The sequence below is a fragment of the Cerasicoccus frondis genome, assembly GCA_031296915.1.
Lineage (GTDB): Bacteria > Verrucomicrobiota > Verrucomicrobiia > Opitutales > Cerasicoccaceae > Cerasicoccus > Cerasicoccus frondis.
The window spans coordinates 43,636-61,040 of record JAVDPC010000004.1; the positions used below are offsets into that span (position 1 = coordinate 43,636).

Annotated in this window: 7 protein-coding genes; 3 read left to right on the forward strand and 4 right to left on the reverse strand. The window is 56.5% G+C overall.

The window, feature by feature from the left end:
* Positions 1-28: 28 nt before the first annotated feature.
* From RBB63_RS04060 to RBB63_RS04070, 3 genes are all read right to left on the reverse strand, one after another.
* Positions 29-643 (reverse strand): hypothetical protein, encoded by a 615-nt coding sequence (locus RBB63_RS04060; protein ID WP_309381352.1) that lies wholly within the window; start codon positions 641-643, stop codon positions 29-31.
* Positions 644-732: 89 nt separating this feature from the next.
* On the reverse strand, positions 733-4,497 hold the full coding sequence (locus RBB63_RS04065) for a pilus assembly PilX family protein (protein WP_309381353.1): 3,765 nt from the start codon (positions 4,495-4,497) through the stop codon (positions 733-735).
* A gap of 1,052 nt (positions 4,498-5,549) precedes the next feature.
* A complete protein-coding gene (locus RBB63_RS04070; RefSeq protein WP_309381355.1) occupies positions 5,550-7,109 on the reverse strand; it encodes a GH39 family glycosyl hydrolase in 1,560 nt (519 codons plus the stop codon).
* Between the two features lie 432 nt (positions 7,110-7,541).
* Between RBB63_RS04070 and RBB63_RS04075 the strand changes: the two genes are divergently transcribed.
* From RBB63_RS04075 to RBB63_RS04085, 3 genes are read left to right on the forward strand one after another with little or no spacing between them, the layout of a single operon-like run.
* Positions 7,542-8,375, forward strand: coding sequence for a hypothetical protein (locus tag RBB63_RS04075; protein WP_309381357.1), 834 nt, complete (start codon positions 7,542-7,544; stop codon positions 8,373-8,375).
* A gap of 2 nt (positions 8,376-8,377) precedes the next feature.
* Complete coding sequence (locus RBB63_RS04080; protein WP_309381359.1) at positions 8,378-9,682, forward strand: NAD(P)/FAD-dependent oxidoreductase; 1,305 nt, start codon at positions 8,378-8,380, stop codon at positions 9,680-9,682.
* Between the two features lie 16 nt (positions 9,683-9,698).
* Positions 9,699-11,453, forward strand: coding sequence for a sulfite reductase subunit alpha (locus tag RBB63_RS04085; protein ID WP_309381361.1), 1,755 nt, complete (start codon positions 9,699-9,701; stop codon positions 11,451-11,453).
* 57 nt (positions 11,454-11,510) lie between these two features.
* Here RBB63_RS04085 and RBB63_RS04090 read toward each other — a convergent pair whose 3' ends face one another.
* Positions 11,511-17,291: a glutamate synthase-related protein gene (locus RBB63_RS04090; protein WP_309381363.1), complete on the reverse strand. Its 5,781-nt coding sequence runs from the start codon at positions 17,289-17,291 to the stop codon at positions 11,511-11,513.
* Between the last annotated feature and the right edge of the window lie 114 nt (positions 17,292-17,405).

Consider the following 17,405-nt stretch of genomic DNA (forward strand, 5'->3'; position numbering starts at 1 on the left):
CCACTTGCCTTTTTTATCCATGGACTAATTACAACACTTGAGGCACGCCTGCCTCATCAGCAACAACGCTTTCGCGCGCCTCACGCACAATGAGACCAATCGGATTTGGGTCCTGCCTCGTTGGCGGGATGTCCATAATCACGAGCGTTGCGCGCGTGGTGTTGTCCACCGGCCTGGGCTTGCTGACAACTTTGATCCAACCGTTTTCCTCGTCATTGACGGCGACTTTAAGCCATGTCTTGCGGCCTTCCGGGTAAGCTGTTTTTTCGGTCTTCCCGGAGTCCAACAGCATGTTATGATCCGCCAACCGAATGGCCAGACGCCGCTTGGACAAATTGATTACGCGGTACTCCGCCAACGGATGCGCATCCAGCGAATGCTCTAGCACGACGGTTCGCAACGTATCATCGTTCGGGTTTTCGTTAACTAAAATCAGGAACGGCCCCGGCCCAGCTGGCAGCTTCGTTTGCGCGAGCACTTGCTTAATTGGCGCGCCATCCGCCTGTGGGTTTGGCGTCTTTCGATAGAACGCTACATTGCGGTTGGGCGGCGCCGTAAGCCAGGGCGAGAACGACGAAGGCGTCGCGTAAACCCGTTGTTCTTCCTCATCTCCATCATAGAGCAGGCTAATTGAATTCGACAAGGAAAGGAGTCGAAATCTGACAGCCTCTTCTGGCGCTGCACTGGCAGTCAAGAGACCGCCAAGGCTGCTGATTAAGCAAACAAGCGCGATTAAACTTCGTCGTTTTGGAGCCATCGAAAACTGATTATTTTATACCTTCGGCCGAAGGCTTGGTTAAGCGTGGCGGTAGGCGCGTCTTCCGGGGCGTCGGCTTCGTCCAGGTAATCCGGCATGCGCTGAACCACCGCTTCGCACCAGGCGCCAATTCGGTCGCCAGAGAAAGTGGACTCGACTTCGCCGTAGGCGCGAATCGTAAACGTGTCGGACCGCGCCGTGAGCCCGGCGCCGATCGCGGAAAGCACATCGGCCTGCGTGATGTATTTCGGCGAAAACGCGGAACGGTTGCTGTATGGCTTACGCTCCTCATCTCCACCCTGCAAACGCTGCAAGTCGTAGGCATATTTGGAGCCGGAGCCAAACTGGCTGCTCGTCTTGTAATTGCCTTTGTGCTCTTGCAAATCATCTTCAGCCCAGAAATCCACCTCTGCATCGTTAGTGGGAAACGCCTGTATGACATCGCCCAAACTGTCGGCGTCAGCCGTGCTCCAGGTTCGGTCAATGGCCGCCTGAATCACGCCGCGCAACGTTTCGTGTTCATAGGGCGCGTCGGTGACTTCCGAGTCATCGGTATCCGGGTTGTCCACGAGTCGGCGGTTCACAAAGTCTCCCACTGAAATGAACGGCCCACGGTTTTGAATCTCAATGACAATGTTGTGCGCGAGCTGGGCAATCTCCTGCTCGCTCAGGCTGCGATAGCCCTGCCAGGGGTCGTCCCAAGAGTCATCCGCCGTGGGGTGCGTGAAGCGCGGGTAGGCAGCTTTGTATTGCAAAGTATTATCGAACGCGCCCGTCTCGGGATTGTATTTCAGCCCATAGCCGGCCCCTAACACTGCGCGCCATGCCTGCTCGGAAGTCGAGTTGACGTTGAAGCCGCCCTCCAAGGAAAGCTCTGCCGCAGCGGTATCTGCATCGCGCAAGCGCGTCGAATCCCCCGTGTGCGTCATCCGCGCGTTGGGGAGTTTGTCGGGGACCTGCCCAGTGCGGGGAATCGTGGAGAAATAATACGCGTCCCAAAGATTTCGATTCAGCAAGTAAGAGATGTCGTAATACGCCTCCATGTCTTCCTTGAGCAACTTGATGGAGTTTACCGAATCCGCACGCGCCAGCTCGAAGTCTTCCGGATCCAGGATGCTGCCCGTGGTCGAGCGCTCATGCAGTCGAAAATCAGCCAGGCTGTTGCCAATCGGATAAGACGGATACGCGCCAACCAGCGAAAGGTTCGCATGCTGCAGTTGGCCAATGGACTGCAATTCGTCATCGCTGCCCAGGATTTCAAACAAGGTCGCATCGACCGGGCCTTCGCTCGACCAGTCATGCCCGGAGCCGGCGGAAGTGCGGTTACTGTCGTCACCTTCATCGTTGGCGAATTTCTGCCAGGCGCTGCTATCCCCCTCGCTGCCAGCGGTGGCAATGAAGAGTGGCAGGTAGTCCATGTCCCGTCGCGTCCGGCCATTGCGCGGCGCCCGCATGTTGCCCTGGGCGATCCAACGCGTGGGGAACATGTATTGGTTTTCATTGTACTGCGCGTTGTTCCCGGCGCCCGAGAAAAGCGCATGCGTCATGATCACGTAAGCAATGCGCGGCGAGGACGCGATCGGCGCTGGCGCCTGGATGGCGGACACCTCATCGAGAACCGACCCGCCTTCCTTCTCCGCCATGTGCACCACATATTCTCCCGCAGTCACGCTGACCAATACTGGCTCGTTCGTCATGGTCTGCACCACGGCGTTTTTCCAGTCGATGCTTTGATGGCTCTGGTACCATTCAATATCCGTATTGGATGGATTAAATCCAGCGGCGTCATCCATCGGAATGGCCGCCAACCGGTCCGTTCTCGGTTTTCCCAAATACAAATGCAGGCCTCCCTTCCCATCCTCCAGCAGCGCGCTGGATAAGCTCACACTAGGCTCCCCGAGATAATTAAAGCTATAACGAGCGCCTGCCCGAAAGCGGGTGTCCGCTGCGTAATTTTCATCGAGCTGGCCAATGGGCACGGACACAAATGAATCCGGCTCCGGCTCGATATTTTCCAAGACCGGGTAGCTCGCATAACTGTCTCCCCGTTGCGCATATGGCAGGGAAAAAATCAGACTTTGACCGGGCGGAATGTCCGGAACTTTGAGGCCAAAGCGAATGTATTGCCCATCATCCTTGGATAGCGCAGAGCCGCTTTGGTCGATGCCGCGGCGTAAATCCACATTCGCCACATTCTTCCAGGTGTAGTCCGTCCCGTCATGTGTGCCGGGGGCGTCGACGTCCACGCCGATCCGCGCTTCAACGGAGCCCCCCATCATCATGCCGACCTCCATGTTCGCGCCCCGCGAATCCAATGCCGGCGCCTTCAGCGTAACGTTGTATGGATTCCACAGGACGACCATCGGGTAGAGATTCAGGTTGATGTCCGAGCCCGCAGCAGCGCCATCAATCGTGAAGCCCAGCCCCAGGGAAAAATACGTGAGCACCGGCGCCGCGCCAACATCGTCGCTCTGCGTTGCGTCGTTAAAAATCGGCAACCGCATATCGATTTCATTCGCGGCGTTCACGCGAGTTTGCGCGAAGCTGCGCAAGTGTCCCCAAGTTGGAACCGCGTAGCCCGTGGAGTCCGAGCCATGCCGCGTCCACAGCAAATTATCATTCGCAGTGGCGTCTGAGGCTGGAATCGTATACCCCTGCGCAAGCAGCGCGGACAGGTCACGCTTCAGACCTCCGGCAAAGCTGTCGGTCAACAAAGAAGCAGAGGCGACTGAAACATCGTGAAAACGACGCCGTTGCGCTGCGGCGTAATTCGCTGGCTGCGGCGATAGCATGACCAAATCGCCCAGCCCGGAAGCGCGCGAAAGCCCGGAATCGGGATCATACCAATTGCCAATCATGCGATCCGAACCGAGGTCCTGCTCGTTGTCGTCCTGCGCCATGAGCTCGATCGCCGCACGGCTCGGATTAACGAATGCGTTGGCCGCATCGGTCAAATTCGACTCCCGCGTCAGGTTCGCGCGGGCCTTCACATTTTCATCGCCGACCCACCAGGCGTAGCCATTGGTCATGCCGTTTTCATTGACGTCGTCGATCTCCACAAGCGGGGCCACCACGTAATCCTCCGGCACGCCATTGAGCAGTGGGGACAGATCACCCACCGCGCCGCTGCCGACCAAAATCCGCGCCGGGTGCTGCGCGCCGTTCACATCGGTGATGGCGACATCACCCTGCGTCCCGGCAGCCACGCCATCCTGAAACGTAATCACCGCATTCGGTTCAAACAAATTCTGCCGGGCAAACTCCGGATCTTCCAGCACGCCTTCAGTGGTGAATGTCGGCCAATGACTACTCGTGGTGTTCCCGCTGATGAGCCAGGTGAGAAGCTTCGCGGCAGACCCCTGATCGTTCACCAGCGCATCATCCGTCCACTCGCCGGCAATGTCCTCCGGGGCCATATCATAGTCAGGCGTCATGCCATGCGCGTAAACGCCCACCCAGTTCGGGCTGGACGTGGCGCCCGCGTATTCCAGACCCGCGAGCGCCGTGACCCGCTGGTCGGGCCCCGTCGCGCGCTGCAGCTCGCCAATGGCCACATTGAGCCCCAGTAGCGCGTTTTGCCGCGCCTGCGAAAGCATCAGCGATTGGCTCGCGGAGTTCACCTCTACGGACACCATTGTCGTCAGCGACAACAGCAGCATCACGATAAAGCCCATCAGCACCAGGCTGACAATGAGGGCAAAACCGCTGCGGGCGGGCATCTTCTGCTTAGGGGGGAGCATTCAATTAACTTTTGGGGCGCGCGGCGCCTTTTCGACGCGAACGATGATCAACAGCATACGCAAGAATCCCGAAATGTGAATGGGGAATCTGGCTTCTCTACTATCGGTCATCTTGGGGCTGTCATTAAATCGTCGGCCCATGTGCCGCGAGCACATGAATCATGGGTGGGTATTTCAGAAATTTATCGTTGGAAGTATATCAGCCCCGAGAACACATTTCCAGCATGATGCTGACATTCTTCGTGTCATTTGCCGACACCTTAAACGGCATTTTTCGCTAAAAACGACCCAAGGCGTCAGTGAACAACCCTCACAGGTTTATCAACAGCCCACCCGCCACCACGAGTGAAAGCCAGTCACTATTAGTCAGAGCCACTCACTAACAAAATGCTCGCACGTTCACTTTTAGATTGTGAATTCGGATGCATTCGCTAGTATTCAATCGATCACTAAAAGCAGCATAGGCGCCCCGCCTGCGCAGTATCGATCAGCTGGAGTCGGGACACAGGCGAGACGCCTGTGCTACGGCAATGTGCGCCCTTAGCAGCACCGCCTCCCACCTCAACACCTCCCCATTTCCACACCCATAAAAATAACCGCCATGAAACAATCTCCCACCCAGTTACGCCGTCCGCCATAGCGAGCGGACAGTCCAGTCCATGACGCGCGAACGCATTCGTTTTCGCGCGGCTCTTGAACCGTATGATGGGGCTCATTCAACGCCTGCCAGGTGACAGCTGGCTAGCGCGTTGACGCCCCGAGGTTTTAATTCGGCTCTAGAGATAACCTGAAGTTGCCGGGTCCAGCACTTGCTCAACCCGGCAACTTCAGGTTATCTCTAGCCGACAAGAGACGCCCGGAATTATGCCAGCCTGCCCTTCGCCGCATGGACGTTAAGGCATCCGACACAACGGGATGCCGCCCCGACCTACGCCTCTTCCCGGCGAGTGGGCGGGATGTGCGTTCTTTGATAACTGGCCAAAAACCAATTCCCCCCCCCCCCCCCCCCCTCCCCCTTCAAGTGGAGTTGGGGCGAGCGTTGGGCGGCCCTTTTAACAAGCCTCGATCTCGTAGTAGATCAGGGCGTTTTCCGGCAGCTCATGTGTGATGACCAAGCCTTTGGTCACGGTGATGATTTCGTCGCGGACCAACACCGGAGTCGCACTCTCGCGTAATGACGCTACCTGCGCCTGGTTCAAATAATCCGGCTCTCCCAGAGCCTGCCAGGCGCGGAAACTGTTGCCGCGTTTGCGGTCCACCTGCCAGGCGCGAACACGGAAACGCCCCGATGCCTCAGCAAGCGTAATCACGTCGCTCACACTGCCGTCGACAACGGTCCACTCCCCCCCATTGAAGTCGCTTTCAACCGGCTCACTGTGGTTCCACGCCAGGATGCGGTAGTGCTCACCGTCGGTCGTCGCCACGCTCGACTCATGCGGCGTGCGGAGCTCGTGCTCGAACAACTGATTGAGGAAGGCATAGGCATGAAACGCAGGCTTCGGCACGCCGTTGATATTCACCAGGCCATACTTGCCGCTGAAGGGCCCCTGCCCCGGCCCGCTCTCTTCAAAGATGTCGTTGATCGTCCAGTAGGAGTAGCTGTCGGGAATGCCGCCAAGGTCTTTGAGCGTTTGCAGAATAAACGTCATCGTGAACTCACTGTCCTTGCCAAAACGATCATTGTGAACGGGCGAGATGTTCCACTCCGTGTAGTGAAGCTCGGCTTCGGGGAAGGCGGAATCGTCGATCAACTGACGCACCTGGGAAACGTCCTGGAGCATCTTCTTCTGCCCGAAGTAGATGATCTCATCCGAGGCATGGCCAATCTCCAGCGCGGTGTCTGAGCAGTAATGATGCGTGCTGATAAAGTCCAACGGAGCCTCAGCCTGCTCGCAGAATTCGAGCATTTCGCGGACCCAGGCATTCTTGGAAGTGGCTGGCCCGCCCACACGGATGCCCGGATCGATGGCCTTGATCGTGCGCGCCGTCACCTCGTAGAGTTTGAAGTATTCCTGCATGTCGGCGTCCTGCCAAAAGTAGCTGAGGTCGGGCTCATTCCAGACTTCGAAGCGCCAGGTAAGCACTTCACTGCGACCAAACTGCTCGATGAGGTGCTCGACAAAGCAGCGGATGAAATCGCCCCACTCCTGGTAGTCGCGCGGGGGCGTCACGTTGGCTTGGTAATTAAAGCACGTCTGGTCCCCACTGGCCAAAGCCGATGGCATGAAGCCGAGTTCAACAAAGGGCTTCATCCCCAAGTCAAGAATGCCCTGGTAAGCCTTGTCCACGTTGATGAAATTAGTGACAATGACGCCGTCTTCATCACGGCTGCAAACGCCCATCCAATCGTTGAACACTCCGTGGAACCGACATTGCTTAAAGCCGACTGCGCGCTGCACCTCCGCCGAATACTCCCGCCAATCCTGACGCAACGTCACGTAAGCATGGCATGAGCCGATGCACTGCTTGAACATCTGACTCCGCGGATGCGTTTCCTGATCGAGACGGATTGTCAGCTGGCGCGGCGCGGCGAGCCCGGGCTCGCTCTCCAGCCGACCATTTTGTTCGTGGCGTGCGGGGTTTTGCAGGGATTCGTTGAGGGTGCTATTCACTGACTGGCGATGTAATGCTGTTGGTTGTCGGATATCGGATGGACGCGTCAATTACCGGCGTGGAGATTAGAAAAACGCATGCGCCAGCGACTGAATTCCATACGCCCATCATAATGCATACACCACGGTTTTGATTAGTGTTTTGGTTGCCGAATTAGTGTCATATACCGACACCTGCCCCACGCTTTCAGCCTTTTCTGGACCTTGCCCCCCCAGCCCGCAGTTGCTTGGAAGCACCCCTCTCAGGCCAACGGACATTCAGTCTAAGCGCCCAAAGCGCGGCTTCACTCAAACTCGGCGCAATGGCCATACGTGCGAATTTGACCACCGCTCGCCGCTTTTATCGATATAGAGTCTCAATATCGTTGACTGCAACGCTATTAGTGTTTGGGTCTACGGCAAACAGGAACAAGAACTACTGATGACTCCAACATGTTAATATCGGACGAATACAACATTCGAGGTGCGGCGCCATCCGCTCACTGCACAGGCAAGAGCCTGGCATTTAATTTTGAAACCATGCCGGACGGCCAAATTCCCGTCACCGGAGATTTGGGCAAGATCTTTGAGAGCATGGGGAGCCTCCCGTCCGCCTTTGTTCATGCGGAGCATCAGTTCGCCAGCATGGCGATTCCCTTGAGTGGCGTCGATATCGCCATGGCGCACCAAGATGGCGAGAGCCTTGCTGGCCTTGAGTTGGATGCGTCATCGCTGAAATTCCGCGAAGCATGGGCAAAGCTGGAGGTTTGCACTTGTTGTGGATCCCCAGGGAATGTGAAATTTTTTGACCCATCGAGAACACGCTTTCTGATGATTGGCGCTCCCCATTTTATTGATCCAATCATCTGGGCAAACACCTTGTCGAAGATTACTGTGCCGTTGGACGAAATCGATCTGAGTGAACCAGAGCCAACGACCATTGCCTTTCCCGCGCTTAGCCCACTGGCCAAGAAACTCCCGTTGCCGATCTGGGCCCTGATCAAATTAATCGTCGACTTCTCCAAGATGAATCAGGCGATGACCTGCCGTTTCTCAATCCGAGGACTCACTCTGCAGAAGTCGTTTATTGCGCATCACATCGATGAAACCAAAGGAGAACTCACCTGCCAAAGCGCAGACACCGGCTTCCAACTAAACCTGAAGGCGATCCAGGGCTTCGCGCTGGAAGAGGGCCACGATTGCCACACCCTCTCGGTGCTCGGCTGGGACGACATCGTTCTCTTTGAGTTCGATCTGCCACCCATGGACTGGAGCGAATACTGCTAAACATGCCGCAATTTACAACTACCAGACTGAACACAATCGCCACAGATAGATCCGATGCCAAACGGCCGCACATCGTCATTCTCGGTGGTGGCTTTGCCGGGCTTTCGGCAGCCAAAGCGCTTGCCGATTGCCAGGCAATGGTGACCTTGATTGATCGCGAAAATCATCACCTGTTCCAGCCGTTGCTCTACCAGGTGGCGACCGCCGGACTCTCGGCCGCCGACATCGCACAACCGCTACGTCACATACTTGAGAAGCAGAAAAACTTGATGGTCATCATGGATGAAGTCCAGAGCATCGAGTTGAGCGAAAAGCGCGTTTGCCTGAAGAGTTCCGCACTGGATTACGACTACCTCATCGTGGCCTTGGGCGTTCAAACCAGCTATTTCGGCAACGCTGACTGGGCCAAGCACGCACCGGGCTTGAAGACTCTCGATGAAGCCACTGAAATTCGCCGTCGTGTGCTCCTTGCTTACGAGAATGCCGAAAAAGCTGCGGATTCCAGCGCGGCTGAGGCTGCGCTAAATTTCGTCGTCGTCGGCGGCGGGCCCACGGGCGTGGAGCTGGCGGGAGCGATCTCCGAGCTCTCGCGCTTTGTCTTGGCGCGCGAATTCCACCGCATTGATCCAGCCAAAGCCAAAGTTCACCTGATCGAGGCTGGGCCACGATTGCTCCCCGCTTTCGATCCCAAGCAGTCGCAATACACCCTGGAAGTGCTCCAGAAAATGGGGGTCAGCGTGCACTTGGACACGATGGTGACCAACATCGAGGAAGGAACGGTGACCACCAGCAAGGAAACCATTGAGTCATCTGCGGTATTGTGGGCCGCCGGCGTGGAAAGCGGTAAAGCCGCGCGCACGCTCAACGATGTAGAGCGCGATCGGGCAGGCCGCATTATTGTGAATTCGAACCTCGCGATTCCGGAGCATGCGAGCGTTTACGTCGTTGGCGATTTGGCCTCCTTTACTCCTGATGGCGGTAGGCCCGTGCCCGGTGTAGCGCCAGCAGCACTGCAAATGGGCGCCCACGCAGCAATGCAGATCAAGCGTCAACTGGACGGCCAGACCTTACAACCCTTTGCCTATCATGACAAAGGCAGCATGGCGACAATCGGGCGATCCAGCGCTGTGGCGCAGTTTGGGAAACGCACGATCAACGGCGTCTTTGCCTGGGTCTTATGGTTAATGGTCCACCTCTTGTTTTTGGTTGGCATGAAAAATCGTTTGACGGTCTTCCATCATTGGGTTTGGTCCTACTTTACGTGGCAAGTCGGCGCGCGAATAATCACCAAGAAACGCATCTATTAAGACTACACACTACACCATGAAAGCGCCATACATTCCAGAGAATGCTCCATTCAGTGACGACCAGCGAAAATGGCTCGGTGGTTTCTTTGCAGGCCTGAATTCACGCTTGCTGGCATCGCAAACAGCAACCGGAGCCGCAGAGTCTTCGTCGAATTTACTCACGATCCTGTATGGCACCCAAACCGGCAATGCCGAAACGCTGGCCAGCGAAGCAGCGCAAAGCGCCGCCGCGCACGGGCTCAAAGCCCAGGTCAAAGGCATGGATGAAATTGCCGTCGAGTCCCTTCAGGATTGCGAACGACTACTGATCATCACGAGCACCTATGGCGAAGGCGAAATGCCCGACAATGCTCAGGCGCTATGGGAATCCATCAACGCGGAAAGCTTCAGCCTCGAAAAGGTGAATTTCGCCGTGCTTGGCCTCGGAGACACCAGCTACGATCTGTTTTGCCAAGCCGCCAAAGACTGGGAGCGCAGGCTCGAAGAACTTGGCGCAAAGAAGCTCACAGAGCGCGTCGACTGCGATCTGGATTATGAAGAGCCATTCGCCGAATGGCTGGAACAAGCGTTGCCCGCCATGGCCAAGGTGAATGGCGGCGTAGGCGCTGTTGATCCCGCTGCCGTTGCCAGCGCCCCCACCGCGCCCAGATGGAGCAAGAAATCACCCTTCCCCGCCCGCCTTCTCAAGAAGCAAGTCCTGACCAAGAATGCCTCCACCAAAGAGACCTGCCACTACGAAATTTCGCTGGGCGATTCGGAAATCACCTATGAGGTCGGCGATGCATTGGGGGTCATTCCCACCAATTGCCCCGAGCTGGTTGGAGCAATCATCGCGGCGCTTGGCTGCAAGCCAGAGGACATCGTTCCCGGCGCTAGCGGAGCAGACATCTCCTTGGGCGATGCGCTTCGGGATGATTTTGAAATCAAACTGCCGAGCAAGGAACTGATTGCCGCCGTAGCCGAGCGCTCTGGCGATCCGCAACTCAACCAATTAATTCACGCCAATAAGCCCGACGAGCTCAAGTCCTTCATGTGGGGCGTCGATACGCTGGATTTGCTCCTGATGTATCCGAAAGCGGCCTTTGACGCCAAGGAATTCGTCACCCTCCTCAAGCGCATTCAGCCACGTCTTTACTCAATTTCTTCCAGCATCAATAAGCACCCGGGCGAAGTGCATTTGACGGTCGCCAGCGTACGCTATGAGACGCATGGCCGCGCCAAGAAAGGCGTTGCCTCGACCTTTTTGGCGGACCGCGTGGATGAGGATACTGACGTGCTGATTTATGCCGCCCCCAACAAGAACTTCGGCGTGCCACCGAGTGACGAAGCGCCGATGATCATGGTCGGACCAGGCACGGGCATTGCGCCATTCCGCGCTTTCCTGGAAGAACGCGACGTCCGTGGAGCCAAGGGCAAGAATTGGCTGTTTTTTGGCGATCGTAATCGCGCCAGCGACTTCTTCTATGAAGCAGAACTCACAGACCTGCAAAACCGCGGCGTGCTAACCCGGCTGGACTTGGCATTCTCGCGCGACCAGAAAGAAAAAATTTACGTGCAGGACCGCATGCGTGAACACGGCGCCGAGCTTTACCAGTGGCTGGAAGAAGGCGGCTACTTCTTTGTCTGCGGTGACGCCTACCGTATGGCTAAAGACGTTGACCAGGCATTGCACGATGTCATCGCCGAACACGGCGACCTCTCAGCCGATGAAGCCGTGAAATACGTGAATGAACTGAAGAAGGCCAAGCGCTACGTACGCGACGTTTATTAAAGGTGCCTTTACTTTGCATCACAAAGCAGCGCGGGCTCACCGCGCTGCTTTGGCGTGTCAAATCATCGCTTTCAGCGAGAGTTCGGCCAAGCTTTCTTCAAAACGCTTCAAGTGCATGGACGCCTCTTCGTTCGCGCGTTCCTGCTGCGCAATCCACGCGGTGGTTCCGGGTGAGTGTTTAACCTGCACATCACGGGCGCGCATTGCTGCCTTGTAGTCATTGATGCGCTTGTGCGCGATCTTCGACGCCAGCTCTTCCTTGCTGAAGATGCTCAGCGCTCCCCGAATGTCTTTGGCGATGGTTTCCAGAAGCTTGCGATCAGCACTCACTATGAAGTGACGCGCCAAATCGTCCACCCGTGGTCCCTCGCCCGCCAACCCCTGGCGAGTCAGGTTATCGCGCGCCATCGCGAGCGCTTTGGTCAGGTGGGAATAGGCGTTGAGCAAACGGAACATCCCATCGCTATCGACCTCGCCATACTCTGGGCTTAGGCCTTCGAATACCGGTTGCCCGCCCTTATAAGCCTGCGCGAGTATCTTCAGCTGATCGCCTGCGATCGCAAAGGAAAGCTCTTCGATCATCGCCTTAGCGTCCATCGAACTGAGGATTCCCTCCGCTGTCTGCGTGCGATAGAGCGCACGAGGCACCGCATACTTGAAGAACTGCTTTTCGTAGGCCCACTGATCCAGAAGCTTTTGACCGATCACCGAGCCGGTGCGGCGGACATGCTCCGTCAACATTGCCTTGATGATGGCTTCGTGCGCGGCAACCTCTTCCGTCTCATCGGCCAGCGATTTCACAATCACCGAGTCCGCGCTGTGCAAAAGCTTCAGCATGTCGTCAGGATCATATTGGTAGGCGTTGCCACCGCTCATACCGTTACAAAAACCCATGCCAAACGTGCCAAGGTTCAATACGGCGCCGCTAGTCATGTATTCGCAGCAGAAGTCGCCAACGCCCTCAACGACGGACAACGCACCCGAGTTACGAACGGCGAAGCGGTCGCCTGCTTCCCCATTGACATAGACCTGCCCACCCGTGGCGCCAAACAGCGCAAAGTTGCCGATCAAGACATTCTCTCCCGGGCGGAAACTGCCGCCGCCCGGCGATTTAATCACCGCAACGCCGCCACAAGCGCCCTTGGCCACACCGTCATTGCAAACGCCCGTATGCTCCATGAGCATGCCCTCGTTCATCCAGCAGGCATAGGATTGCCCGGCTGAGCTGGTCGTGCGGATGGTGATGCTTTCCGGCTTCAACGTGCGGCGACCGTTTACATCGATTTCGATCACGTCCGAAGCTTCGGCTTGTTCGCGCGTCACGTCGTAGGCCAAAATACGCTCAATATCGATGGCTAATTGCCCACCGACGGTCTTATCGCTGTTCTTCAATTTATAGCGATCACCTTCAAAGATGACTGATGGCTTCGAGCCGAAAATCTGTTCATCGCGCACGGCGGTCAGCATCGAATCGTCGACACTGAAATCCGCCTCCAAGTAGATGGGTTGCGCGACTTTTACCTCCGGCGTCTCACTCAGGAAGTCCCGGAAGTCGAGTTTGCCCACAATGGATGGATGCTCAATCAAATGAAGCAGGCTCGTCTTGCCACGCACCTCTGCCAAGCTCGCGCAACCGAGCCGCGCCAAAATGCGACGCACATCATGGGCGATGTTTAAGAAGAACTGAGCCAGGGCCCGCGCGTCCCCTTCGAACACTTCGGGGTTGGTCGTCAGGCCCGCCGGGCACTTCACATTGCAGTTCTTCGCCATGACGCACTTGAGCATCATCAAGGCAGTCGTGCCGAACTCAAAGGAATCCGCGCCAAGAATAGCCGACTTCACCACGTCGGAGCCAGTCTGATGCGCGCTGCTGGCGCGTAGAATGACTTTATCTCGAATGCCGTTCTGGCAAAGCGCCTTGTGAACTTCGGCAATGCCAAGCTCTGCCGCGCGGCCTGTATTCTTCAAGCTGGTAACTGCGGCGGCTCCCGTGCCCCCGGTCGAACCAGCGACATTGATTACGTCAGCCCCAGCCTTCGCCACACCGACCGCGATCGTGCCAATGCCCTCTGAGGACACCAGCTTGACGATGACCCTGACCCGCGCGGCGTGCGCGTCATGAATCAACTGAGCAAGGTCTTCAATCGAGTAAGTGTCATGGTGCGGTGGCGGGCTCACCAGCTCGACGTAAGGCGTGCCGCCACGTGACGAGGCAATCTCCACGTTAACCTTGTGCGAAGGCAACTGACCGCCTTCACCTGGCTTGGCGCCCTGCGCGATTTTAATTTCGATCTCCTGCAGATTCGGGTCTGCGAAGTATCCGGCCCAAACGCCAAAGCGGCCCGACGCGATTTGCTTAATCGTGCTGCTCTTGACGGTGTTAAACCGAGTCGCCTTCTCACCCCCTTCGCCGGAATTGCTCATCGCGCCAGCAATGTTTGCCCCCTGGGATACGGCTTCATGGGCAATGCCAACCAAGGCGCCGTGACTCATCGCGCCAGCAGTCAGGCGAGGCGTAATCTCGTGGGCGGGCTGAATGGCGTCGAGCTCCAGTGGATCAGTTGCGCGACGGAGCTTAGTGAGGTATTTCTCCATCAAGGGCGGCGCCGTTTTCACCACCAGACGATCCGTTTCGCGCTCGATCACTGCTCCGGGGAAACGCGTTTCCCAGTGCCGTTGCAGGCTGCTCAAGCGCAGCAAATTGCTCTTGGGATAAAGCGTCGCAACAAATGCATCTCCCTCCGGCAACACTTCCAAGCCGTGCGTCGCCAAATGAGCGTTGCCGAGGATGTTCTGCTGGCCGAGCACCTTGCTAAAATCTTCAACGGTCTGCGCCTCGCGAATATCCGCCGGGAAATACATGATATCGCGCAGGGCTGCCGGCCGCTCCGCGCGGGCCGCGGCGACATTCTTCACGAAGTTCTTGTAAGCGCGCGTCATCTGGAAGCGGTCAATTTGCTCCGGCGTGCGACGCTCATAGCCAAACAACTTGTAACCCACGTTGCTAATGTCAGCCGTGTCGTTGACGAGCTGGTTCAGCGCATCTTTGATCTGCGCCGGTTCTTCGTCATGCTGCCCGCCAAATAAGTCATCGATTATCTGGGCCTGAGATTGCTTCACCCGTTTTTTGAGCACGGCCTTCACCTGCTCCATCGCGGCAGGATGCTGATCAAGCTCATAAAAAGTGAAGGTTTGCTCGATCATTTTGGTAACGTCTTCATGGTGATCAACCATGCCGCTGATTTCGTGATAAAGCGTTAAGATCGCTTCCAACGCTTCGCCGTTGCCGATTTCACTAATGCCGTATTGGTCGAAGATATGGCGCAGTTCTTCATCGGCCATGAAGAGCATTTCTTCATGAGTCATGTTGATGTATTCCTGCACCGCAGTTGCGCCAAAGGTGTGCCCTGCTCCATCACGACGCTCCTTAAACAAGCCCAGGTGCGGGATGTCCGACTCCTGATGGATATTCAGCGCCTTGAAGTGCCACTCTGCCGCACTCGCGGCGATATCCGCAAAACCGGCCCCACCAACCGGAGCATTCAGATTCGGGAAATGTGGCTTCAACCGGGGGTCCGACGTATCGATAAAATTGGACTCAAAGAACTCGCCGCCAATGTAGCTCTCCACCGTGCACAAGCCGAATTTGCCCATCGTTTTGAGCAGAGACTTCGCAACGGCCGACTGATAGTTGTTCAAGCCTTCACCGAGGTTCTTGCCATCGTGCAGGGAAAGCGCCCGGTTGTGCACAGTGAGCGGGCATATGGCATGCGCGCCAAAGCCCAACAGCGAGGCGATGTCATGGGAGCTGGCAGCCTGGCCCGTCTCCATGATGATAGACACATTGAAGCGAAGCCCGCATTCGATGAGCCGTTGGTTGACGGCCGCGATCGCCAGCATGGCAGGAATTGCCGCACGCTTGAGGCTGATGCCAGCATCACTGATGATGATGATCCCGGGCTTTTTCCGCGCTAATTTTTCTACCTCATCGCAGAGCGCCTGTATCGCAAGCTCGAGGTTTTGCTCGTTCACAGCGGCGTCGAGACTCGGCTCAAAAAGGTTGGCCGCTTCGGAAATCATGACCTGATCCTGCTGACGGATTTGCTCCAAGTGGTGTCGTTGCAAGACCGGCGAGTTCAGGATGATTTGCTTGGTGTCATCCTCTGAAAAATTAGGCTTCGCGCCGATGGACACGCGCAGCGTCATACCATCTTTTTCACGAATCGAATCCAGCGGCGGATTCGTCACCTGGGCAAAGCGCTGACTGAAATATTTCGACATGCCGCCCTCAACCTTGGTCATCGTATTGGGCGCGACGCCGTAGCCCATGGCGCTGATCTTCTCGCCACCGGTCACGATCATCGGATCCAGCAAAAAGCGGAAGCTTTCCTGGTTCATCGAATACGCCACATGCCGCTGCTCGATCGACAGCTCATGCGCCTCGTCGAGCGAAGAAAGTTCTAACGTCGGCAGTTCGGTTAACTCCACCGAGCGCGCCTTCACCAAGGCAGTGTAATCCTCCTCGGCTGCTAGCTTCTCGTGCACCTGCTTGGTGATGAACACCTCCTTGGTCGCGTGGTCCACGTAGAGGATGCCACCAGCTTCAATACGGCCGCGGCGAATCACCTGCTCGGGGGGGAAATCGATCTGACCAGCTTCGGAAGTCACGGCCAAATATTCATGCGTTTCGACCGTTCTGAGTGGACGCAAACCCATGCGGTCCAGCGCAGCTCCGACCTTCACGCCATCACTGAACACCAGCGCCGCCGGGCCGTCATTTTTCTCCTCGTAGAGGCTGAAATAATCAAACATCGCCCGGACCTCGGGCGACAAAGTCGCATCGTTCTCCCATGCGGGCGGCATCATCGCGACGACTGCGGTGACGATGTCCTGCTTGTCCTCAATAATGCGTCGCGCAAGCGTCTGGTCGAGGCGCGCCGAGTCGGATTGTCCATTGGGAAAAATGACGCGCTTGTTCTTTTGCTTGGCAATCGCGTCCTCGCTGAGGCGGTTTTTCTTGTCCGTGTTCAGCTCGCCATTATGCGCCATCCAACGGAACGGCTGAGCCATGAAGGTCGCCGGTGAAGTGTTTGTCGAGAATCGCGTATGAAAAACAAACACGCTGATGGCGTGATCCGGATCAGTCAGATCCGCAAAATAAGGCACCACTTCACCAGAGTTCAAGCGCCCCTTGTAAACCATGGTGCGCGCGCTCATCGAGAGCGGGTAAAAACCATCCATGCCCTCCTGATTAAAGCCCGACGCTTCAATCGCAATCAGCGCGTCGTTGATGACGTGGTCAAATGCATCTTGGCCATCAAGCGCATCAGGTCGGCCAAAGACCATTTGCTTGATTTCCTGCTGCGCCGCTGCTGCCGCCGGATTAAGCTTGTCGGCGTTCACCGGGACGTAACGCCATTGCAAAATCGGCAACCCGACTTTTTTCATAACCGCCTCAATCAGCTGCTTAGTCGCAGCATGGTAGGCCGAATCATGCGGGAAGAAAAAATTGCCCACCCCGAATGCGCCTTTTTCGAGCGAATCACGGCCAAGGACTTTCGCAAAGAAGCGGGGCGATAAATCGATGTTGATGCCAGCGCCATCACCAATCCCTTCCGAGCTCATGCCGCCACGGTGCGGGATCACACAAAGCGCCTCATGCCCCTTGAGCATCAGGTCGTGGGTCTGTTCCCCGCTCTTGGTCGTGATGAAGCCTACGCCACAACTGTCAGAGTATTTATCCCGATCATAAATCTGGTGATCCACCAATTCAATGCGATCGCCGCCAGCCTGGTTGCTGGAGACATCTTGAAAAACTCTGACTGTCTGTTCGCTCATAGTTTAAATTTTCGAAAATGCGATAATGGCAATATTCACGCCAACATAAAACATTTGGCGCGTTTTGTCAGCATGCATGGCCAGAATGTAACCTGCACCCGCGTTGAACAGGAT